We start from the raw sequence: 16,337 nt of genomic DNA, 5'->3' as shown, positions 1-16,337 counted from the left end.
TCCCAGGCCGACATGCCGTTTTTCTCTTCCCCGTACGCAACAACCACTTGCGAACCCAAGAGGCCATCCCATCCCGGGGCGGCAATTGGGGCAAGAGGGAGGTGCTACGCACAATGACGAATCACAATGGATTGGTCAAAGAGCAGTTGCTGCACATGCTTTTCGGGACTACGATTTTCCTGGTGCTCGGCGGAATTGCGGTGGGTCTTGACCTTGCAGCGGCCTGGGTGGCTGCATTGCATGTCAGTGAATTTACCCACAAAGCCATCGAGTTGACGGCACATGCTATGCTTTTGCTTGACCTGACGCTGTTCGCTCTCTATTTGGGGCGAACGAGTGTTGGGCTGGTCAAGGAGATGTTCAAATGAAATCCCAGATCAATGTTCGTCGAGTGTTTCGCGACAGCTTGCGGATGTACTTCGCGCCGCTCACCGGGGCATTCAAGGGAATCCGCGCTGAGTTGCGCCGCACGGATAGGGAGATTGCGCTGCATCGCTCCCAGGAATCGCGGGAAGACCGCAAGTCGGCGCACATTGCCTGACCGCTGAATTTTGCACACCACATCACCCGCCGAGAGTCGCAAGACTCCGGCGGGTTTTCTCTTTCGGGTCTCCCGTCAATCGAAAATGCCCGCCGCGGCGCGCGCGAGCCGCGCTTGCGGCTCTGGGGTCCTGTGAATCAGGACTCCGCGTCCTCGAACGCGTTCCGACCTGCGAAGTTCTCGAACTTGGTATGTTCGCCCAGGAACGTGAGGCGTACGGTGCCGATGGGGCCGTTGCGCTGTTTGCCGATGATGATTTCGGCGGTGCCCTTGTCCTGGGAGTCCGGGTTGTACACCTGATCGCGGTAGATGAAGAGGATGACATCGGCGTCCTGCTCGATGGCCCCGGACTCACGTAGATCCGACATGACCGGCCGCTTATTCGGCCGCTGCTCAAGGCTGCGGTTCAGCTGCGACAAGGCGATCACTGGACAGTTGAGCTCCTTGGCCAGGCTCTTGAGGGAACGGGAGATTTCCGAGATCTCAGTTGCGCGGTTCTCGCCATTAGACGATCCCGACATCAGCTGCAGGTAGTCGATGATGATCAGGCCGAGTTGGCCGCTCTGGCGCGCCAGGCGCCGGGCCCGCGCGCGCAACTCCATTGGGTTGAGCGCGGGGGTCTCATCGATGAACAGCTGAGCGTCACTCATTTTGCTGATGGCGTGCGTCAGGCGGGGCCAGTCATCGTCACGCAGCCGGCCGGTACGCAGCCGGTGCTGATCCAACCGGCCGACAGATCCCAGCATACGCATGGCCAGCTGCGTGCCCGCCATCTCCATCGAGAACACGGCAACTGGCAGGCCTTGGTCGACCGCCACGTGCTCGCCGATATTGAGCGCCAGGGCGGTTTTTCCCATGGATGGGCGTCCGGCCACGATGATGAGGTCACCCGGCTGCATGCCGCTGGTCATCCGATCGAGATCGACAAAGCCAGTGGCGACACCCGTGATGTCGGTCTGACTGTCGCGATGGTAGAGATCGTCAATTCGCTCGACCACCTGCGTGAGCAATGGCTGGATCTCAAGGAAGCCCTTCTGCCCGCGCGAACCCTCTTCGGCGATTGAGAACACCTTGGTCTCGGCCTCGTCCAGCAGCTGGCGCACGTCGCGCCCCTGCAGGTTGAAGGCGCCGGCGGAGATCTCATCCGCCACGGTCACCAAGCGGCGCAAGACGCTGCGATCGCGCACGATCTCGGCGTAGCGGCGAATGTTGGCCGCACTGGGCGTGTTCTGAGCGAGCGCATTCAGATATGGCAGACCGCCCACATCCTCAGCCTTGCCTGCGGCCTGCAGCATCTCGAAGACGGTGACGACGTCCGCCGGCTTGGCCTGCCCGATCAGCCGTCCAATGTTGTGGAAGATCAGCCGGTGGTCGTGCCGGTAGAAGTCCTGCTCATTGATGAAGTCGGCAATGCGGTCCCAGGCAGCGTTGTCCAGTAGCAGGCCGCCAAGAACTGATTGTTCGGCTTCCACCGAATGCGGCGGAACCTTCAATGCATCGAGTTGGAAGTCGCGCGATGTGTTCATTCACGGAATTATAAACACGCGCAACAAAAGAACAATATTTATCCACAGTTTTGGCGAACAAGTGGCCCCCACGAGAAGCAAGACCCGCGCCGCAGGCGGGTTCGACTGGGCTGCTTGAATTTTGGGCATCCGCCCTGAGCAGCATCGACGCGTCCGCTTTTTACGCTCGGCCCAAAGCAACTACTTGGGAACCCCCGGATTTCCCGGGACTTGAGCAAGGAGTTTTTCGTGGGCAACACCGAACTGAAGCAAATCATCCTCTCGAACATCGCAGCGCTCTCGACAGCAGAAGCGGTGCGTCGGCTGACCGGCGCGGTCATCGGCGAAGATGGCCAACCGGCAGCTGCACAACTGAAGATCTTCTATTCGGGCGGCGGCGACAGCGGCGGCATCGAAGAGGTGACCGTCGTGGGTAATGAGGGTGCGCTCCACCCTCTGTCTGACGCGATCGTCCAGGCGCAGTGCGAGATGACGGTTTGCTCAACCTGCTACACCTTTGACGCTGCGGGCAATTACGGAGCGCAAACAACTGTCGCGCAGAAAACGATGTCAGTTGAAGACGCAGCAGAGCACATCCTCAATAACCTAATCGAGCTGACTGACCGCTCCGGCTGGGAAAACGGCGATGGCGGCAGCGGCGAGGCCTACTTTGACCTGCAGACCGGCAAGCTCCTGTCCTTCGTACATACCGTGTACTACACGGAATCGGATACGACGGAGTATGAGCCGGACGAGTTGTTCGGAGTCGAGGAGGCTGCCACCGCGGGGGCAGAACAATGAGCGCCGCCCTCTGCACAGTCACGCCCAACCTGGCGCTCGGGGCCTTTCCCGGGTTTTCGGTGGCGCAGGCGATGCAGGCGGCCCAGTCACTGGCTGATGCCGGAGTGATCCGGCTTGACCACGTTCAGATCTGTCCGCAGAACGCGGGCACGCTGGACGTGGAATCGGCCAGGGCGCTGGCAGCTGCCTACCCGAATACGCGGTTTCGGCTGCACGCCAACGCACGCGTGGCGGGGTGGACATCGTTGGCAGACCTGAGCACGCTCAACCGGCACATGGATTACTACGTCGAATTGGGCAAGGTCAGCCGGGCGATGGGGGCCTGCGCATACACGGTCCACGCCGGACTGCGCCGCAATGCAACGCTGTACGACCTGGCGCGCAACGTCGACGTCCTATCCGACATCATGGGCTGCGACGTTGGTATCGAGGGCATGTACCCGCGCGGGCCCCACCCGGTCGGCGACGAGCACTATCTCGTGGCCACCTGGGCGGAATACGCGGCGCTGGCCGAGAGCGGGATCCCTTACGCCCTGGATCTGTCGCACCTGCAAATACTGGCGCACAAGTCGGGCTGCTGGGACGAGGGCCTGGTGCGCGATCTGCTTGCCAACCCGCTTTGCATCGAGATCCACATCTCGGGCAACGATGGCCAGCACGATCAGCATCGTTCGCTGACTGGAGACGAAGGCTGGCTTGGCCTTCTGGAACATGCGAATGAGCGTGCAGTCATCTTCACTGAAGAGAACCGCCGGGCGCCCGCGAATTCCGCACAGAACGCTTGATTCACCACTCCCCCGAGCAGCATCACGCTGCCGGGGGATTTCTTTCAGCCATACGACGCAACTACTCCCGAACACCGGCATTCCGCCGGCCCTTCAGGAGAGATTGATGAGCAACAACAAGTCCGAAATTCAGATCCGCCTTAAGCAGCAGCAAGCGGTGAAGCTGATGTCGGCCATCGCCGATAACGCGCAGGGACTCCCCGTGCACCTGACCATCGAAAGCATCAATGGCGGCCACATCAGCCTTCCCATTCTGATCGATGGCAAGCCGAGCCTGCACGTCTTGCGCCTGGACGCCAACGGTGCCTGGTGGGTCGAGACGGTCCTGCCGGTCATGGAGGGATGCTGACATGGCGACCTACACCCACGCTTACGCCATTACGTTCGAAATCGATTCGCAGACCGAAGACGCGAGCGATGTGACACCGCAGCAGCTTGCGGCGGCGATCCGGGAGCGCGTCGGCAGCTGCGTGGATCACGGCAACTTGCTGGATGCCGTCGGCGCCCCGTATGACACCTTCGAGAAAAAGGAGGTATGACATGGCGACCACCAAGCAAATCCAGCGCATGATGCGGCATCCCGCCGAGTACATGCGCTTTCGGTCCACTGGCCAGTTGCCGAAGGGCATCGTGCCGAAATCGCCATTGCTGGACATCCTCACGCGCATCCCTTCGAAGGATCGTTGCAGGATGCTGGGCTTCGAGATCAACCAGGAGCTGGGTTACGCCGGCCGCCGGCGGTTTCAGACGGTTGAGCAGGCGATGCGCTGGCTCGCGCCGGACTCCGAGGTCTTTGGCTCCTTTCCGGCTGAAAGCTGGCGCATCAAGGGCTTCTGTGCACGACTGAGCTTCGACGATGTGGTGGGACACTGCGCCTGTGTGCCGGACGATGTCTTACTCAGGCACCGCTCTTGACCCGAACCGCCCTCCTGGATCTCCAGGTGGGCGGTTTTTCTTCGGCTGCGCCGCACAACTACCTCCTGAACCCCCGGGCATTCCGGGACCATCAGGAGATCACCATGGGCGCCACCATTTTCACCCGTCAACACATCGAAGTCCTGCCGCTGGCGGACCGCACCAATGCCTTTGTGCTCTGGGAAGAGCACTACGAAAGCAACGTCTATCCCCACAACCCACATTGGTCGTGCACTGGTTTCGGGCGCCGCCCCGAGGCACTGCGGACCATCTTTGCGCACGCGGCCGGCTGCGAAGGCGGATTGTTTCGTCCGCGCTCTGGGCCCTGCCGTCCCGAGAGCTACATCCGGCGCTGGCAACGCGCAGCGAAGCAGGCCAGCATTTGTCCGACGACGACAGTGCGCCTGGACCGCTCGATGAAACCGTTCTTCTGGAATGACGGGGAGGAGCGCGCGTTCGACAACACCATGTCGCAAGACGATCCGCTGGACGAAGCCAGGCGCGGCGCCTGGAACCAGGGGCAGACGATCGAGATCGAGTTGCCTGCGGAATTCGACGTGCTTGCCGCCATTGTCCGCTCCAAGCGGATCCCGGCGTGGCGCGTGTTCAAGTCTGCGCCGGACAGGCTTGGCTATCCCTACGACGCACAGGCCTCGCTGTTTCCGCACGGCGCGCGTAAGAAGGCAACCGAGACGTTCGCACCCCTGGTGCGCATCTCTCAGGCGTCGGACAACCTCTATGAGGAAGTCGAGCCGGGCAAGCTCGTGCATCGCGGCTACGCCTACTCGGCTGTAGCGCAGTTTGTGAAGGATGCAGCAGACGGGGAAATCCACCTCCCGGGCACCTTCCACAGCCGCATTGCTGCGTTCCGCAAGCACGCGCTCGAAGCAAGGGTGCTCGAGGCGACGACGCTGCTCATGCCGTTCGTACCGGAGGGCACGTTGCCCTACCCTGCGGCCGAAACGGCAAAGATGATCCAACGCTACCCGCAAGGCCTTCGCATGAGGGACATCGAAGTGGGTGCGAAAGATGACACGCACATGGCGATGTACGAAGCAGCGAATATCGCCGGTTACCAGATCGTCGCCTGATCTGGGATTTGCCCCAACCCGCTCACCACCCGAACAGGGTGGGAGCGGTTTTTTTCATGCGCGCGCACGACAACAACTCCGGAATCCCGGCAATTTCGCCGGCCCCTTCAAGGAGTCGTCATGCGTTACTTCACCATGCTTTTCACTCTGTCCCTGGCCTTCCTGACCGGTTGTGCGCAGATGCCACTGAATGTGGGCGCGCGGTATCCGTCCTCCGCCTCGATGTACACGCCGCAGCAGACGCAGCAGTTGCAGAACGTTCAGGTTGGCACCGTACTGTCCATCCGGCCGGTCACCATCACCGCCGACACGTCCGCCACTGTACCTACGGGTATCGCTGGCGCGGCCGCCGGCGGGTTGCTTGGCTCGCAGGTCGGCCGCGGTAACGGCAAACTCGCCATCGCGGCCGTCTCCGGTATCGCCGGATATGTTGCGGCGAGCCATGTCGCTCAGACAGCCTTCCAGCGCCATGGCAATCAGATCACCGTGAAGATGGACAACGGCCAGATGGTGGCTGTCACCCAGGCAGGTGACACGGACGTCGCCCTCGGACAACGCGTCCAGATCGTTGGCGGCAACTGGTTCGGCCAGGTGGCGAGAATCATGCCGCTTTGAGCCCCCAACCTGATCGCATCCCCGCACGGCCCTTTTCTGGGCCGGCGGGGATTGTTTTTGGGCCCTTCAAGCAAGGGCTGCGAAGTCGCCCGTTTTTTTCTCTTCTGACTGGACAACAACCAGTGAATCCAAGTTCTCCCTCTGAGGGTGCGGATCGCCTCGCGCCTGGCTGATCACCGGGACTACGCCACGAGGTTCCCAACTTGCACCCCCGAGCGTAGGGGGTATTGGAGGCATTCATGTCTGTTCAAACTGTTGCACGTCTGCTTGGCGAACCGGCTCGCTACACCGTCGCTATGCTCCCGGCTGCGCCGGACCTCATCTTGATGAGAGCACGTATCAGCCCTCGTTGGGCTCGCGGTTGCGCAGAAGAGCTCCGCAGGTCAATCCATTTCTATGGCGGCGCTGACCGTCATGTGGAAGATCTGTTGCGCTCTCTTGACAACCTGAGTACGGTGCCAGCCTTGCTGCGCACCCATCACTGACGACACAATCCCGCTCAGCTTCGGCTGGCGGGATTGTTTTTTTCTGCCGTTGCAGGATGACAGCGCCCAGCCCTACGCCGACCGCTTTGTCCGGGCGATGCTCGACAGGATTGGACGTGAGCGCTTCAGGCGGTAGCGCCGAGCTCAAACGCGGCTTCAAGGGCGGTGAGCAGCGCGACGCGGGAACGTTCGTGCTCGGTCTCCCGCCGGGCTATCGCCGCGGAACTCTCGGTGACGCGTGCCAGACGGATCTTTACCTTGTCGTTGGCGTACTTCTCCGCCAGCGCCATGATTTCCTCGATCGGGCCGGGAGCGCGTTGTCGAGCAGGTTCGTCTGCCGGTTTGCCGGTCTTACACGCATTCATGGCGCGAACGATTTTCGGATGTCTAGCCAGCATGTCTGCATCGGGGTCCAGCAGTTCGTTGCGCGGATCGAGCAGGACAGCCATGCCGAATACCACGCGGAACATGGATCCCTTGCGCGCAGCGTCCAGTAGCCTGCCAAGTGCGATTTGGCATTGGTCAGGGTCGTCCTGGTCAAACCATACGATCCCTTCATCCGAACCACTGGACGGCATGTAGCGTTTGAGCAGGTCATCGAGGATGCGCGTCACTTCAAGCGCAGCGTCCACGTCAGCCTCAGAAGCGCGGGCCATCTTCATGAAGCGCGGTCCTCCACGACTCCGTCGAAATCAGTCGGTTCCTGCAGATCGATGGGCATGACGCTGAAATCGTTGCACGTCGCGCTGTCTTCGCCGGCAGGATGGCGCCTTTGCCACCGATGCTGGCGCTTCATGTACTTTTTCCACTCGGCATCGTTTTCGGGCGTGTCAGCAATGATCTCAGGGCACTCCGGTCGGGCCATGGCGTACGCTCGACACCTGAGCGCGAAAGCCTCTGCCTGGGGCTTCGTTGCAAACGCCTTCACCGGATCGCTGCCCTCGTACAACGAATCGGCCATGACAAGGTGGATGGTCCGCCGCACGTCAACACCCGATCGCTTTCATGAGATGGTAGGTCTTCACGGCGATGCCACCGCCTTTGCGCCATTCTGGCGTCTCAGTGTCCATCAACGTGCAAAGCTCATCCCACCGCTGGACTAATACGGCCCACGTCGGAGAGAGATCGGCCATCATCGGGAATTTCGCCCGGAACTCGGGCACTTGTTCGAGCAGAAGGCGGCAGCGCCTCAAATCAGCGGTGTCGGACGGAGTGGCCGTGGTCCGCGGGACGCTGCCAGAGAGACGGGCGAACATTGCATCGCTGCTGATGCCACGCTCACCGGTCGCGAGCCATGCTCGTGCCGCATCTGACAGGTGATGGTGGGTGGCTGAGACCCGATCCCGCGCTCCAGCCACTACCGACGGATCTTCCTTAAGGCGGTCAATATCAGCTGGCTCGCCGACGACGAAGGTGGCGCCAAGCATCCTCGCAAGATTGGCGTCCATTACTGCCTTCCTGCTCATTCCGTGCGTCAGCACGCCGATGGCTGACAGCGGCAACTCGCCGGTGACGATGCGACAGCCGCAGCGTTCAGTGACCGTGTACGTTGACATGATTTTCCGAGCCCTCTCTATGCGGCAACCTCGTCGCTGGCGGTTGCGCTTTGTGCGCCGGGGGCGCGCTCAACGATTTCGTCAATGACGGCGATGAGGCGCTTCGCATCGCCCTCGGTCTTGACGAACGCGATCGATTTCAGGAGGTCTCGGGCGACTCCCAGCGCCATAGCCGCCTCGTTCGCACCGCTCGTATCTGCAGCGTGGTACTGGCGGGCCATGGGGTCATAACCGATCGCATCGATACGCTCATCCGGCCGCCACATATCAGCCAAGGCTGGGAGGTCGCGACGCGCCTGCGCGTAGTCATACAGGCGCAGGCCATCAAACGCATTACGCAAGCCTGCGCTCAAGTCTTGATCGTTCCAGCCCAGCCACTCAGCAGCGGCCACCAGGCGCTCTCGTGCGTTCAAGTGTTCTCCCCTGTGTCCTACGTTTGCGATGCCAGGCGCTTCTGTTCCGAAGCTTTGCCAAGCTGGATGCCGTCACTCAGTCCATGCTTATAAACGGACACCACGCAACCAACTTGCTCATGCGACCAGTTCAAGCTGGGCAGTCGGAACATGCCCTCGCCGAGCTCGTCGTACACGCGAATAAAGGGGTCCGCGTCTGTGCCCTCCGAATAGGCTTCCCAACCTGTCCCGGAGAACAAGGGGGTGTTCTGCCCCTGGTTGTTTTGTCCCATCTTGAATTTCCCTCGTTGTATTCAGTTAACTCGGTTCGAAGCGCTTTGCCCGGTCTCCTCCAGGATCTGCGCCTCGATCTCGTCGACAGTGATGTCGTAGAACGCAATGTCCGGTCGGCGATTGGCTTTCTCCTGCGCGACCCAATCCAGCCAAGTGCCAACTGGTCCATCCGGCGGGAGATTCAGTGCCGGCACAATCTCTTCGTTCAGATCGCGCTCAAGCGCGGAGAGACTGAAAATTCCGTTGATGTACATCTCGCTATCTCCAAATCATGCAAACGTTGCATGTGTTTGTATTTTGATTGGTGTTGTTTATTGCGTCAAGGTAGGCAAAAAAAACACCGCCGGCCCTGGGTAGGGCGCGGCGGTGGTTGGTCTGAAGGACGTTCTACTGGTCAAGCTGCGACCGCCAGCAGTGGAAGTTGCTCCGGCTCCTTGTGGGATGAAGCGATCGCTGGAAGCGGATCCAGCCCATGCTTGCGAGCGATTGCGTTGAACGCGCTGGCCACTGCATGCTGGGCCCGGGTGGTCCTGCTCTCGTCGCCCCATTCAGGGCCGGTGACAGCACCTATCGACACGCCCGGGGACATACGCGCAGCCTCCGCGCGCACCTCCTCGTCGAACTTCTCGGCCCGCTCGTAGGCGAGCCAGAAGTCCTTCGCGACCATCTCATCGCGCGGCGGCAGCCAGTCCCGCGTGCGGCCGACCAGGCGGTTGAGCCGATCCATCATCTGCTGGTTGCGCGGGAAGATGTGCACTGTCCCCTTTCCGGGATACCAGCGGACGTCGAAGTACGCGCTCGACCTGCGCTCGCCATGAGCCAAGCTCTCGCACTCGCGCTCGAACATGGCGGAGAGACCATAGATGCTGGAGACTTCCTTCCCGTCCAGGGCGGCGAAGACTTTGTCGAAGTCGGCCAGTCTTTGCACCATGCTGTACGACGGACGCTTGCTCCAAGAATAATCAGCCTTGAAGTGCGGCAGGATGAATCGCGTGTGCTTGATGCGCCAGCCGGCCGTGCGGTGCCGATCGTTGCTCTTCCAACCTTCGTAATACACCCTGTTCTCCGAGTGATACCTCGTGATCTCGTCGAACACCTCGCAGGCCATTTGCACCAGCATGTCTCCCCGCGCATCGATCAGACCGATCAGGAACGAGTAGACGTTGGAGGCACTGAAGTCCAGCCGCTTGATGCGCTGGAAGTCTGCCTCGAGACGCTGCTGCGCCTTGCTGGAGAGCTTCGCTGACACCTCGGTGGAACGCAGCACCTCAGACCATGCCCGATCCTTGAGCTCGTCATAGCCCTTGGCGATGCCTTCACGGATAGTCTGGATGAGGTCGCCTTGCGGATCGCCCTTATCCTCGCCATTGCGCTGCGCCAGCGTCTGGCCGACCAGGCGTGCTGCGTAGCTCGCGCGCGCCTGAGCTATGACGCATTCGCGCATGGAGGTGACAGCTGCCTTGAACGCGCGCTCCGTGCGCACGATCACGTCTCCAGGGATCGCCAACTGTCGATCGTCGCCGATGGCATGCGCATCGCCGGCGCCCCCCGTTTCGGCCAGGGAGTCTTCAGCCAGGCTATCCAGCACCGAGCCGATGATGTCGCGCTGCAAGTCTGCCTTCTTCGCAAGACGGACAATGGCCACTTCGACATCGGCCTCCCGCTCGACGCCCTCGCCCTTGAACGCATCCTGGATGAACTCCACGTCGCCATGAGCCTCGATCAGGCGCACGAGGCGCTGGCGCTCCTTCGAGAACGGGTTCTTGATGGTTTCGGCGTTGAGCAGACACACGATCTCGCCATCGAACAGGCCATCCCAGGCCTTCAGCAGGTGGTGCACGCCTGCTGCGAACGGCGGGTTGGCCAGAACGTGCGTGTAGGCTGCCAGGCTTCCCGAGAATTGAAGGAAGTCCAGGCCGATCACCTCGCCGCGCACGTCATCGATCGATTTGAGGGCGTCGTGCTTGCCCATGTCGAGCTCAATGAAATCGACGTGCAGGTCGTCCATGCGGAAGTAGGTGTGATGCTTGACCATCCACGCATTGCGCTCTGCTTTTGCTGCGTCGACCAGGGCCCGCACCAGCGCGCCGTCACCGGCCGAGGGCTCGAGCACGCGAGCGTCGCGGCCCCAGGGGTGGGTGCTGAACTTGGCGATCATGCGGGCAGCCAGGCCTGCGGGGGTGGGGAAAAACTGAAACTCGTCAACCATTTTGATCTCCTCGTGACCGGCGGAATGCCGGGGTTCGGAGGTGGTTGTCGAGCCTGGGGAATACAAAAACCCCCGGCAGCAAAGCTGCGCGGGGGCTGGGGGTGGACCTAGAGGCCAAGCAATGCGTTGCCAAGCTCTTTGCGCTGTTCCTTGTTCAGCAGGCCATCGGGTACAAACGCCCAGGCGGCGGGCCGGTCGTTGATGATCACTTCCTCGTCGGGAACGGCAAATTGCACGTTGGGAAACTTCTCGGCCAGCGGATGCATGCCTTCCAGCAATGCCTTGACGACTTCGGTGTGCGGCTTGAGCGTGGCATACCAGTCGGGCGAATTCTCCTTCTCCGGTTCCTCGCTCTCCAGCGAGCAAAACTCGACCTCGAACAGGATGCCGAACTTGCCATCCTTGCGAACCACGAAGGTCGATTCGCCCCACATCTGGTTGACCAGACGCTCGAGCAGGCCGTCATCATCAGCCAGCAGGTCCAGCGGCTTGTTGTCCGCGTCGTAGTGGTTGAGATCGCCCCACCGATCGGTCAGATTCTGGGAGATATGCCACTCCTCCCATTCTTCCGGTTTGCCGAGAGGGTGAACCTTGACGATGGGATCGGGTACGTCTTTCGGTGCGCGCACCTGGACAGAGGTGCCAAGTTGGTAGCCCACGTGATCGATGCCCTCATAGCCGATGACGACGCATCCAGGCACTGCCCTTTCAATGTAGGTCACGACGGCATACTCGCTCTCGGCAATGGGGTGATTATTGAGAAACGGGCACGACTTGAGGTCGACGCGATTGCCGAGAACCAGGTCTTCTACCTTCTTGGAAATGGTGTTCATTGTTGCTCCTTCATTCGCATGTTGAGCACACCAATCCCAGGGAGGGAAAGATGTGCTTTCCCGCAAGAGTTGTTGAGATGTCCTCGTGCCTTGGTGGCGCGCGGACGGTCGGTTTCATTCAGAAGTCGTGCAGCTTGTCAGTGCAGTTCTTCAGGAATTTGTCTGCAGGATGGAAAGCTCACCAACCGCCGTCGCCCAATCGATCATCCCGGACTGGTGCCGCTGCATGATTGCTGAGCGCTTGACACCGAGCGCCCACCGCTCGGTGGCCGCCACGCGGTCAAGAGCGCCGGTGTCGATCTGGCGGTAGCCGCTCGTCACCATGTCTTCGACGGCCTCCTCGAGCGTCTTGTGGACGTAATGCCCAGAGAACCCGTCCAGGTCGAAATACTGGATGCGGAATCGACCGGGACAGCTGACATCCGCCAGGACGAAAGCCCACGCCTCGCGTTTGACGGCGCGGCACTCGACGCCCACCGGATTGCCTTCGTGCCGGCCCATGATCTTCTGGTAGGCAATTTGCGCCGGCCGCGCCGATTCGCGCAGGACTTGCGCAAATTTCGGATCGAGCTCGGCTGCCTTGTCGCAGATGCGGGCCCAGCCGCGCGTCCGGTAGCGAGCCAGAACACTGGCCGATTGCTGCACAGGTTGTTGCATGATCGCTCTCCCAACTCAGTGCCGGCGGAATTGCCGGGTTCAGGGTTGGTTGTCGAGCGCGGACGAAAGAAAAAGCCCCCCGGCGCGATGCGCGGGGGGCTAGATTAGTCGTACGCTTCAGGTGTCAGCCGCGGCGCGGATCTCAGTGAGAATTCGAGCGCCTTCCTGCTTGCGGCGCTCCATCTCTTCGTCTGAAAGCGGCGTGTTGCCCAGATAGCACCCTTCAGCGCCTGATCGAAGACAGCTTCCCGTCCTGGCATCCCATACGCAGAAGAGGCCGGAACGTTTGGTCACGATCTCGCGTGTACTGCGGGTCACGAAATGGTGCTCGTAGCCGTCGCTGTCGTAAAGCGGCAGCGTCACATCGATCTCAGGGCCGGTCAGCGAAAGGTCTTTGTGGCCGTAGCGGTTGATCTCGTTCGCATCGCCTCCGAGCCGTTCAAGATCAAGCCATTCCTTGACGCCGTTGATCCGGTCGTCACGCCATACGCGGCCGCCGGCCTTGAGGTGCTCCCAGAATTTTCGGTGGGGGCTATCAATGGACGGAACCCTGAACCTCGATTCTTTCCGGGATAGGATATTCAGCGTAGCCTCTGCAGCGGGCCGAGCCAAATATTCGGTGGCAATCTTCCGGATCAAGGCTGAGAAGTTCGGACCGAACATGCCTGCGCCAATATCGCAGCCTCCCGCCTCTGGCTGCTCATCCTTGAAAACTGCCTCCGCGATCTCTGCCGCGAGTGCTTGCGCACCGAGCCTCAGGCCCACGGGCGAGCGCTCAATTGTTGCTTCGGTATTCGGGTTGTCCATTCAATTTTCCTTGGTCGGTTGCCAGCGAAATGCCAGCGTTCAGCATTGGTTGCCCGACACCCGACAAAAAAAACCGCTGGCGTCTGAGACGCGCAGCGGGTTCGGTTCAATGCTGGTTGAGCTTGATGGCAAAGTCGATAGCCTCCCGGGCGGTCTGGAATTCCGCGCCCTTGGGCCACGATTTGAACAATGGTCGTGCCGTCCAGGAATCCGGGTTGACGCGCCGGCTGAGCTCGATTCCAGCTTCGATTGCATCAAGCCGCTCCGTGTCCTTCCCCGGGGCCGCATGACCGGCCTTCAACGCCGCCTGAAGAGTGCGCTCTGCCAACGACTGATGCGGCTCGTCGCCCACGCCAAGCGCCTTGCGGACCATGTCCAGTTCGGCGCGCGCATCTTCGAGCATGTCGCGCACCGCCTGCAGTTCGTCTCCCGACGGCCGTGCAGACGTGGCCAAGGTGCGGGCCTCGTCCAACCGGCGTAGCAGGAATTGCAGGTGCTCGTGGTAGTAGTCCGTCATGAACCCAAGATTGTTGCGCAGCCAGAGTTCCTTGCTGTCGTCGCGCTGCGCTGGCGTCATATCGCCGATGCGCATGTCTTCGATGCCGGTGAAGTCTGGGCGCAGTGCGTTGGGCCCGGCCTGCTGCTGGGTGGAAGGTTGCAGAGCGGCTGTCCGCAGTCCTTTCAGCGTTACGCAGTTGTCTGCATAACCAGCACGGCGGATGATGTCGCAGGCTGAAGTCAGCAAGCCGCGCGGCACGAAGACCAACTCTTCCGACGCCACGGCAGGCACGGCAGCTAGCGCGACCAGTTGCTGGGTCGGCTCGGACCGGGCATCTGACCGCTCCTGCGCATCCTGCGGCTCGGCAGGCGCACCCGCAAGGATGGACTGCAACTCTTGCTCGTAGTCGGACTGTTTGCGCAGCCCTTGGCCTTCTAGCAACCACAGACGATGGGCCGCTGCTTTGATGCGCTCATCCGTCCACACCAGCGGGAGACCGGTGCTTTCGGAATCCAGTGCCGAGGGGTTGGCGCGCAGGTGCTCGTCTAGCAGGTCGAAGAGGCTCGTTTCTGCGCCCACGGTCGTCCACTCGCCACCGAGGATTTCCGAACGCTTCAGGCCGGCAAGCTTGAGGAGCCACTGGCGGTCCGACGTTTCAGGCTGGGCCGTGACAGCAACTGCAGAAACGTTGGCCGAACAGGCATGGCATTCACGATCCTCCATATTGCCTGTCGTCCAGTTGTGGGCCTTATGCACGCCTGTCCCGTGACACGTGTTGCACACGCGCGGCGCTATCGGCGACAAGGCTGCCGCCTCGAGCGCTGCACGCGCGTCCCGTGTCAGATCGCCCTGATGTGCCTCGTAGAACTGCTCCGGCGACAGCTGCGCCGCGTTCGCACGACGAGCGGCGATCGCTCGTGCTGCGACTTCGATTTGCTTGTCGGTAATCGTGTTTTGCATGTCCATCTCCAGGGATCAAGATCCGGCGAAATGCCGGGATTCCCAGATGGTTGTAGGTTTCGGCTGAAAAAAATCCCGCCGACGTCATAGACGCGCGGCGGGATTGGATCACTGTTGCTTTTGCTTCAGGCCTGCACCGGAATGCTGCTGCGTGGGGGCGGCGAACGGTTCAAGAGCGGCGCGCCAGCCTTCCGGTGTGTCTGGCACCAGCATCCCCCGTCGCATCAGATCGCGCACCATCAGCACGTCATCAATGGCCACGCCCGCCCGCTGGCCGGACTGGGCGGCAGTGATAGCGGCCCGAGCAAGGCCTCGGTCCACTTTTTTGATCTCGTCGTGGAGATCGTCGAACTCCATATCAAATGAGCGATCGCCTACACCGTTCGCAAGATCACGACGCAATGCGTGCATGGCAATTGCAGCGCGTTCAATCGCTTCATCCCCCACCGCCACGCCCTGCCAAGCAGTCAAGGAGTCCTTTACAACTGGAGCGGGGTGCTGCTGGGCGGCCATATAGGCTTGCGCGTGCAGCGCATCCACGTGTCCGATCAATGCTCGCAAGTCTGCGGCGTTCACTTCCAGCTTTTCTGCGTTTCGGCAGGCTTTGTAGCGAAGGCGGGCAAGCGCCGATTCTGCGTCGCTCGGCTCGGCCTGCTGCTGGGCGGATTTTCGGTAGCGTTTGCGCGGCTCCGGCTGTTTCTGGCGCGCGAACATCGCATACGGGCCGTCCTCGGTTTCATAGACTGTCAGCAGCGTCCAGCCCTCACCCTCCGGTGGCGTTGGCGTCCACTCAGCGCACCCATTACCAGCATCAACAATGCGCTCATAAGCATCGCAGTCGATGTCGCCATCCATGGCGCGAAAATAGGTTTCCAGGCCGAACGCGCCGAGCAGTTCATCGAAACGCACATTTTCATCGCACACCGGCAATGCGGGATGGTCCAGCCAGCCTTGCGCATCGCGCACGATCTCACGAGGTGCCAACAGGGCTTTTGCCAATCCTTCTAAATTGGCGCCGCTCGGCTCGGCCACTGTCGCGGCAGGAGCGCGGGACAGCATGTGCATGGCGCGTTCAATGAGCGGCAACGTACCGTGTGCCGGATCAGGACAGTCCGTGTCGGGCATGCGGATATAACCCAATTCGACACCATTTCGGATAAAGACGCGCGCAGATTCCAGCGCTGCTGCCACAGCAAGGACTCTTTCATCGCTCAACCCCAGCGCTGCCCGGGAGGAAGCGTGGGTGAAGATCGGCGTCACCGTTCCGTCGCCATGCTCCTGCGCCAGATTCTCAGCCTGTTTGATCTGCTCTTCTGCTGTCATACAAAATTCTCCAATTGGTATCCTCGACCATCCTGTCCGCGTCATATACGGAACTGTCGTCGAGAGTGA

General features: G+C 61.2%; 22 protein-coding genes. 9 read left to right on the top strand and 13 right to left on the bottom strand.

The features are described from left to right. The first annotated feature begins 113 nt into the window (after nt 1-113). Together TK49_RS22935 and TK49_RS24830 are read left to right on the top strand one after the other, a co-directional pair. Complete coding sequence (locus TK49_RS22935) at nt 114-368, top strand: hypothetical protein (protein WP_024542366.1); 255 nt, start codon at nt 114-116, stop codon at nt 366-368. Beyond that, a complete protein-coding gene (locus TK49_RS24830; RefSeq protein ID WP_167669782.1) occupies nt 365-541 on the top strand; it encodes a hypothetical protein in 177 nt (58 codons plus the stop codon). Before TK49_RS22935 ends, TK49_RS24830 begins: the two co-directional genes overlap by 4 nt. A gap of 137 nt (nt 542-678) precedes the next feature. Here the strand turns inward: TK49_RS24830 and TK49_RS22930 are convergent, their stop codons facing one another. Further along, the gene (locus TK49_RS22930; RefSeq protein ID WP_024542367.1) at nt 679-2,067 is read right to left on the bottom strand and encodes a replicative DNA helicase; all 1,389 of its coding nucleotides are present in this window, start codon (nt 2,065-2,067) and stop codon (nt 679-681) included. 228 nt (nt 2,068-2,295) lie between these two features. Here TK49_RS22930 and TK49_RS22925 point away from each other — a divergent pair, with 228 nt between their 5' ends. The 7 genes from TK49_RS22925 (at nt 2,296) to TK49_RS22895 (ending at nt 6,253) form a co-directional block, all read left to right on the top strand. Next, nucleotides 2,296-2,847 carry a DUF6878 family protein gene (locus TK49_RS22925; protein ID WP_157774040.1) on the top strand — a complete coding sequence of 184 codons (552 nt, stop codon included), beginning with the start codon at nt 2,296-2,298 and terminating at the stop codon, nt 2,845-2,847. Continuing rightward, nucleotides 2,844-3,632, top strand: a complete 789-nt coding sequence (locus tag TK49_RS22920) for a hypothetical protein (RefSeq protein ID WP_024542369.1) — start codon at nt 2,844-2,846, stop codon at nt 3,630-3,632. Before TK49_RS22925 ends, TK49_RS22920 begins: the two co-directional genes overlap by 4 nt. Before the next feature lie 106 nt (nt 3,633-3,738). Next, entirely contained in the window at nt 3,739-3,981 is a 243-nt protein-coding gene (locus TK49_RS22915; RefSeq protein WP_024542370.1) for a hypothetical protein, read from the top strand. Nucleotide 3,982: 1 nt separating this feature from the next. Then, nucleotides 3,983-4,171 carry a hypothetical protein gene (locus TK49_RS22910; protein WP_024542371.1) on the top strand — a complete coding sequence of 63 codons (189 nt, stop codon included), beginning with the start codon at nt 3,983-3,985 and terminating at the stop codon, nt 4,169-4,171. Between the two features lies 1 nt (nt 4,172). Next, a complete protein-coding gene (locus TK49_RS22905) occupies nt 4,173-4,547 on the top strand; it encodes a hypothetical protein (RefSeq protein ID WP_024542372.1) in 375 nt (124 codons plus the stop codon). Nucleotides 4,548-4,651: 104 nt separating this feature from the next. Next, nucleotides 4,652-5,638 (top strand): hypothetical protein, encoded by a 987-nt coding sequence (locus TK49_RS22900; protein WP_045220628.1) that lies wholly within the window; start codon nt 4,652-4,654, stop codon nt 5,636-5,638. A gap of 120 nt (nt 5,639-5,758) precedes the next feature. Further along, on the top strand, nt 5,759-6,253 hold the full coding sequence (locus TK49_RS22895) for an outer membrane lipoprotein (protein ID WP_052698651.1): 495 nt from the start codon (nt 5,759-5,761) through the stop codon (nt 6,251-6,253). A 610-nt stretch (nt 6,254-6,863) separates the two neighbouring features. Here TK49_RS22895 and TK49_RS23835 read toward each other — a convergent pair. From TK49_RS23835 to TK49_RS23820, 12 genes are all read right to left on the bottom strand, one after another. Then, nucleotides 6,864-7,400, bottom strand: coding sequence for a hypothetical protein (locus TK49_RS23835; RefSeq protein WP_024542374.1), 537 nt, complete (start codon nt 7,398-7,400; stop codon nt 6,864-6,866). Beyond that, nucleotides 7,397-7,699, bottom strand: a complete 303-nt coding sequence (locus TK49_RS22885) for a hypothetical protein (RefSeq protein ID WP_024542375.1) — start codon at nt 7,697-7,699, stop codon at nt 7,397-7,399. Before TK49_RS22885 ends, TK49_RS23835 begins: the two co-directional genes overlap by 4 nt. A gap of 25 nt (nt 7,700-7,724) precedes the next feature. Then, nucleotides 7,725-8,294, bottom strand: coding sequence for a hypothetical protein (locus TK49_RS23830; RefSeq protein ID WP_024542376.1), 570 nt, complete (start codon nt 8,292-8,294; stop codon nt 7,725-7,727). 17 nt (nt 8,295-8,311) lie between these two features. Further along, on the bottom strand, nt 8,312-8,707 hold the full coding sequence (locus tag TK49_RS23825; RefSeq protein ID WP_024542377.1) for a hypothetical protein: 396 nt from the start codon (nt 8,705-8,707) through the stop codon (nt 8,312-8,314). 17 nt (nt 8,708-8,724) lie between these two features. After that, complete coding sequence (locus tag TK49_RS22870) at nt 8,725-8,979, bottom strand: hypothetical protein (protein ID WP_024542378.1); 255 nt, start codon at nt 8,977-8,979, stop codon at nt 8,725-8,727. Nucleotides 8,980-9,000: 21 nt separating this feature from the next. Further along, complete coding sequence (locus TK49_RS22865; RefSeq protein WP_024542379.1) at nt 9,001-9,234, bottom strand: hypothetical protein; 234 nt, start codon at nt 9,232-9,234, stop codon at nt 9,001-9,003. 140 nt (nt 9,235-9,374) lie between these two features. Continuing rightward, complete coding sequence (locus TK49_RS22860) at nt 9,375-11,189, bottom strand: DUF4942 domain-containing protein (protein WP_024542380.1); 1,815 nt, start codon at nt 11,187-11,189, stop codon at nt 9,375-9,377. Nucleotides 11,190-11,296: 107 nt separating this feature from the next. After that, complete coding sequence (locus tag TK49_RS22855; RefSeq protein WP_024542381.1) at nt 11,297-12,022, bottom strand: hypothetical protein; 726 nt, start codon at nt 12,020-12,022, stop codon at nt 11,297-11,299. 150 nt (nt 12,023-12,172) lie between these two features. Next, on the bottom strand, nt 12,173-12,679 hold the full coding sequence (locus TK49_RS22850) for a hypothetical protein (RefSeq protein WP_157774039.1): 507 nt from the start codon (nt 12,677-12,679) through the stop codon (nt 12,173-12,175). A 117-nt stretch (nt 12,680-12,796) separates the two neighbouring features. Beyond that, the gene (locus TK49_RS22845; RefSeq protein WP_045220619.1) at nt 12,797-13,486 is read right to left on the bottom strand and encodes a hypothetical protein; all 690 of its coding nucleotides are present in this window, start codon (nt 13,484-13,486) and stop codon (nt 12,797-12,799) included. Nucleotides 13,487-13,592: 106 nt separating this feature from the next. Then, entirely contained in the window at nt 13,593-14,945 is a 1,353-nt protein-coding gene (locus TK49_RS22840; protein WP_045220617.1) for a hypothetical protein, read from the bottom strand. Between the two features lie 108 nt (nt 14,946-15,053). Then, complete coding sequence (locus TK49_RS23820; protein WP_052698649.1) at nt 15,054-16,268, bottom strand: hypothetical protein; 1,215 nt, start codon at nt 16,266-16,268, stop codon at nt 15,054-15,056. Nucleotides 16,269-16,337 lie beyond the last annotated feature (69 nt).

The sequence above is a fragment of the Ralstonia mannitolilytica genome (assembly GCF_000954135.1).
Taxonomy (GTDB): Bacteria; Pseudomonadota; Gammaproteobacteria; order Burkholderiales; family Burkholderiaceae; genus Ralstonia; species Ralstonia mannitolilytica.
The sequence above is the reverse complement of the archived record's forward strand: the minus strand, read 5'-3'. Positions and strand labels throughout refer to the sequence as shown.

Excerpts from the sequence above, each read along its gene's own strand:
- TK49_RS22935 (WP_024542366.1), top strand. The coding sequence starts at position 114 with ATGACGAATCACAATGGATTGGTCAAAGAGCAGTTGCTGCACATGCTT.
- TK49_RS24830 (WP_167669782.1), top strand. The coding sequence starts at position 365 with ATGAAATCCCAGATCAATGTTCGTCGAGTGTTTCGCGACAGCTTGCGG.
- TK49_RS22930 (WP_024542367.1), bottom strand. The coding sequence starts at position 2,067 with ATGAACACATCGCGCGACTTCCAACTCGATGCATTGAAGGTTCCGCCG.
- TK49_RS22920 (WP_024542369.1), top strand. The coding sequence starts at position 2,844 with ATGAGCGCCGCCCTCTGCACAGTCACGCCCAACCTGGCGCTCGGGGCC.
- TK49_RS22915 (WP_024542370.1), top strand. The coding sequence starts at position 3,739 with ATGAGCAACAACAAGTCCGAAATTCAGATCCGCCTTAAGCAGCAGCAA.
- TK49_RS22910 (WP_024542371.1), top strand. The coding sequence starts at position 3,983 with ATGGCGACCTACACCCACGCTTACGCCATTACGTTCGAAATCGATTCG.
- TK49_RS22905 (WP_024542372.1), top strand. The coding sequence starts at position 4,173 with ATGGCGACCACCAAGCAAATCCAGCGCATGATGCGGCATCCCGCCGAG.
- TK49_RS22900 (WP_045220628.1), top strand. The coding sequence starts at position 4,652 with ATGGGCGCCACCATTTTCACCCGTCAACACATCGAAGTCCTGCCGCTG.
- TK49_RS22895 (WP_052698651.1), top strand. The coding sequence starts at position 5,759 with ATGCGTTACTTCACCATGCTTTTCACTCTGTCCCTGGCCTTCCTGACC.
- TK49_RS23835 (WP_024542374.1), bottom strand. The coding sequence starts at position 7,400 with ATGAAGATGGCCCGCGCTTCTGAGGCTGACGTGGACGCTGCGCTTGAA.
- TK49_RS22885 (WP_024542375.1), bottom strand. The coding sequence starts at position 7,699 with ATGGCCGATTCGTTGTACGAGGGCAGCGATCCGGTGAAGGCGTTTGCA.
- TK49_RS23830 (WP_024542376.1), bottom strand. The coding sequence starts at position 8,294 with ATGTCAACGTACACGGTCACTGAACGCTGCGGCTGTCGCATCGTCACC.
- TK49_RS22870 (WP_024542378.1), bottom strand. The coding sequence starts at position 8,979 with ATGGGACAAAACAACCAGGGGCAGAACACCCCCTTGTTCTCCGGGACA.
- TK49_RS22865 (WP_024542379.1), bottom strand. The coding sequence starts at position 9,234 with ATGTACATCAACGGAATTTTCAGTCTCTCCGCGCTTGAGCGCGATCTG.
- TK49_RS22860 (WP_024542380.1), bottom strand. The coding sequence starts at position 11,189 with ATGGTTGACGAGTTTCAGTTTTTCCCCACCCCCGCAGGCCTGGCTGCC.
- TK49_RS22855 (WP_024542381.1), bottom strand. The coding sequence starts at position 12,022 with ATGAACACCATTTCCAAGAAGGTAGAAGACCTGGTTCTCGGCAATCGC.
- TK49_RS22850 (WP_157774039.1), bottom strand. The coding sequence starts at position 12,679 with ATGCAACAACCTGTGCAGCAATCGGCCAGTGTTCTGGCTCGCTACCGG.
- TK49_RS22845 (WP_045220619.1), bottom strand. The coding sequence starts at position 13,486 with ATGGACAACCCGAATACCGAAGCAACAATTGAGCGCTCGCCCGTGGGC.
- TK49_RS22840 (WP_045220617.1), bottom strand. The coding sequence starts at position 14,945 with ATGCAAAACACGATTACCGACAAGCAAATCGAAGTCGCAGCACGAGCG.
- TK49_RS23820 (WP_052698649.1), bottom strand. The coding sequence starts at position 16,268 with ATGACAGCAGAAGAGCAGATCAAACAGGCTGAGAATCTGGCGCAGGAG.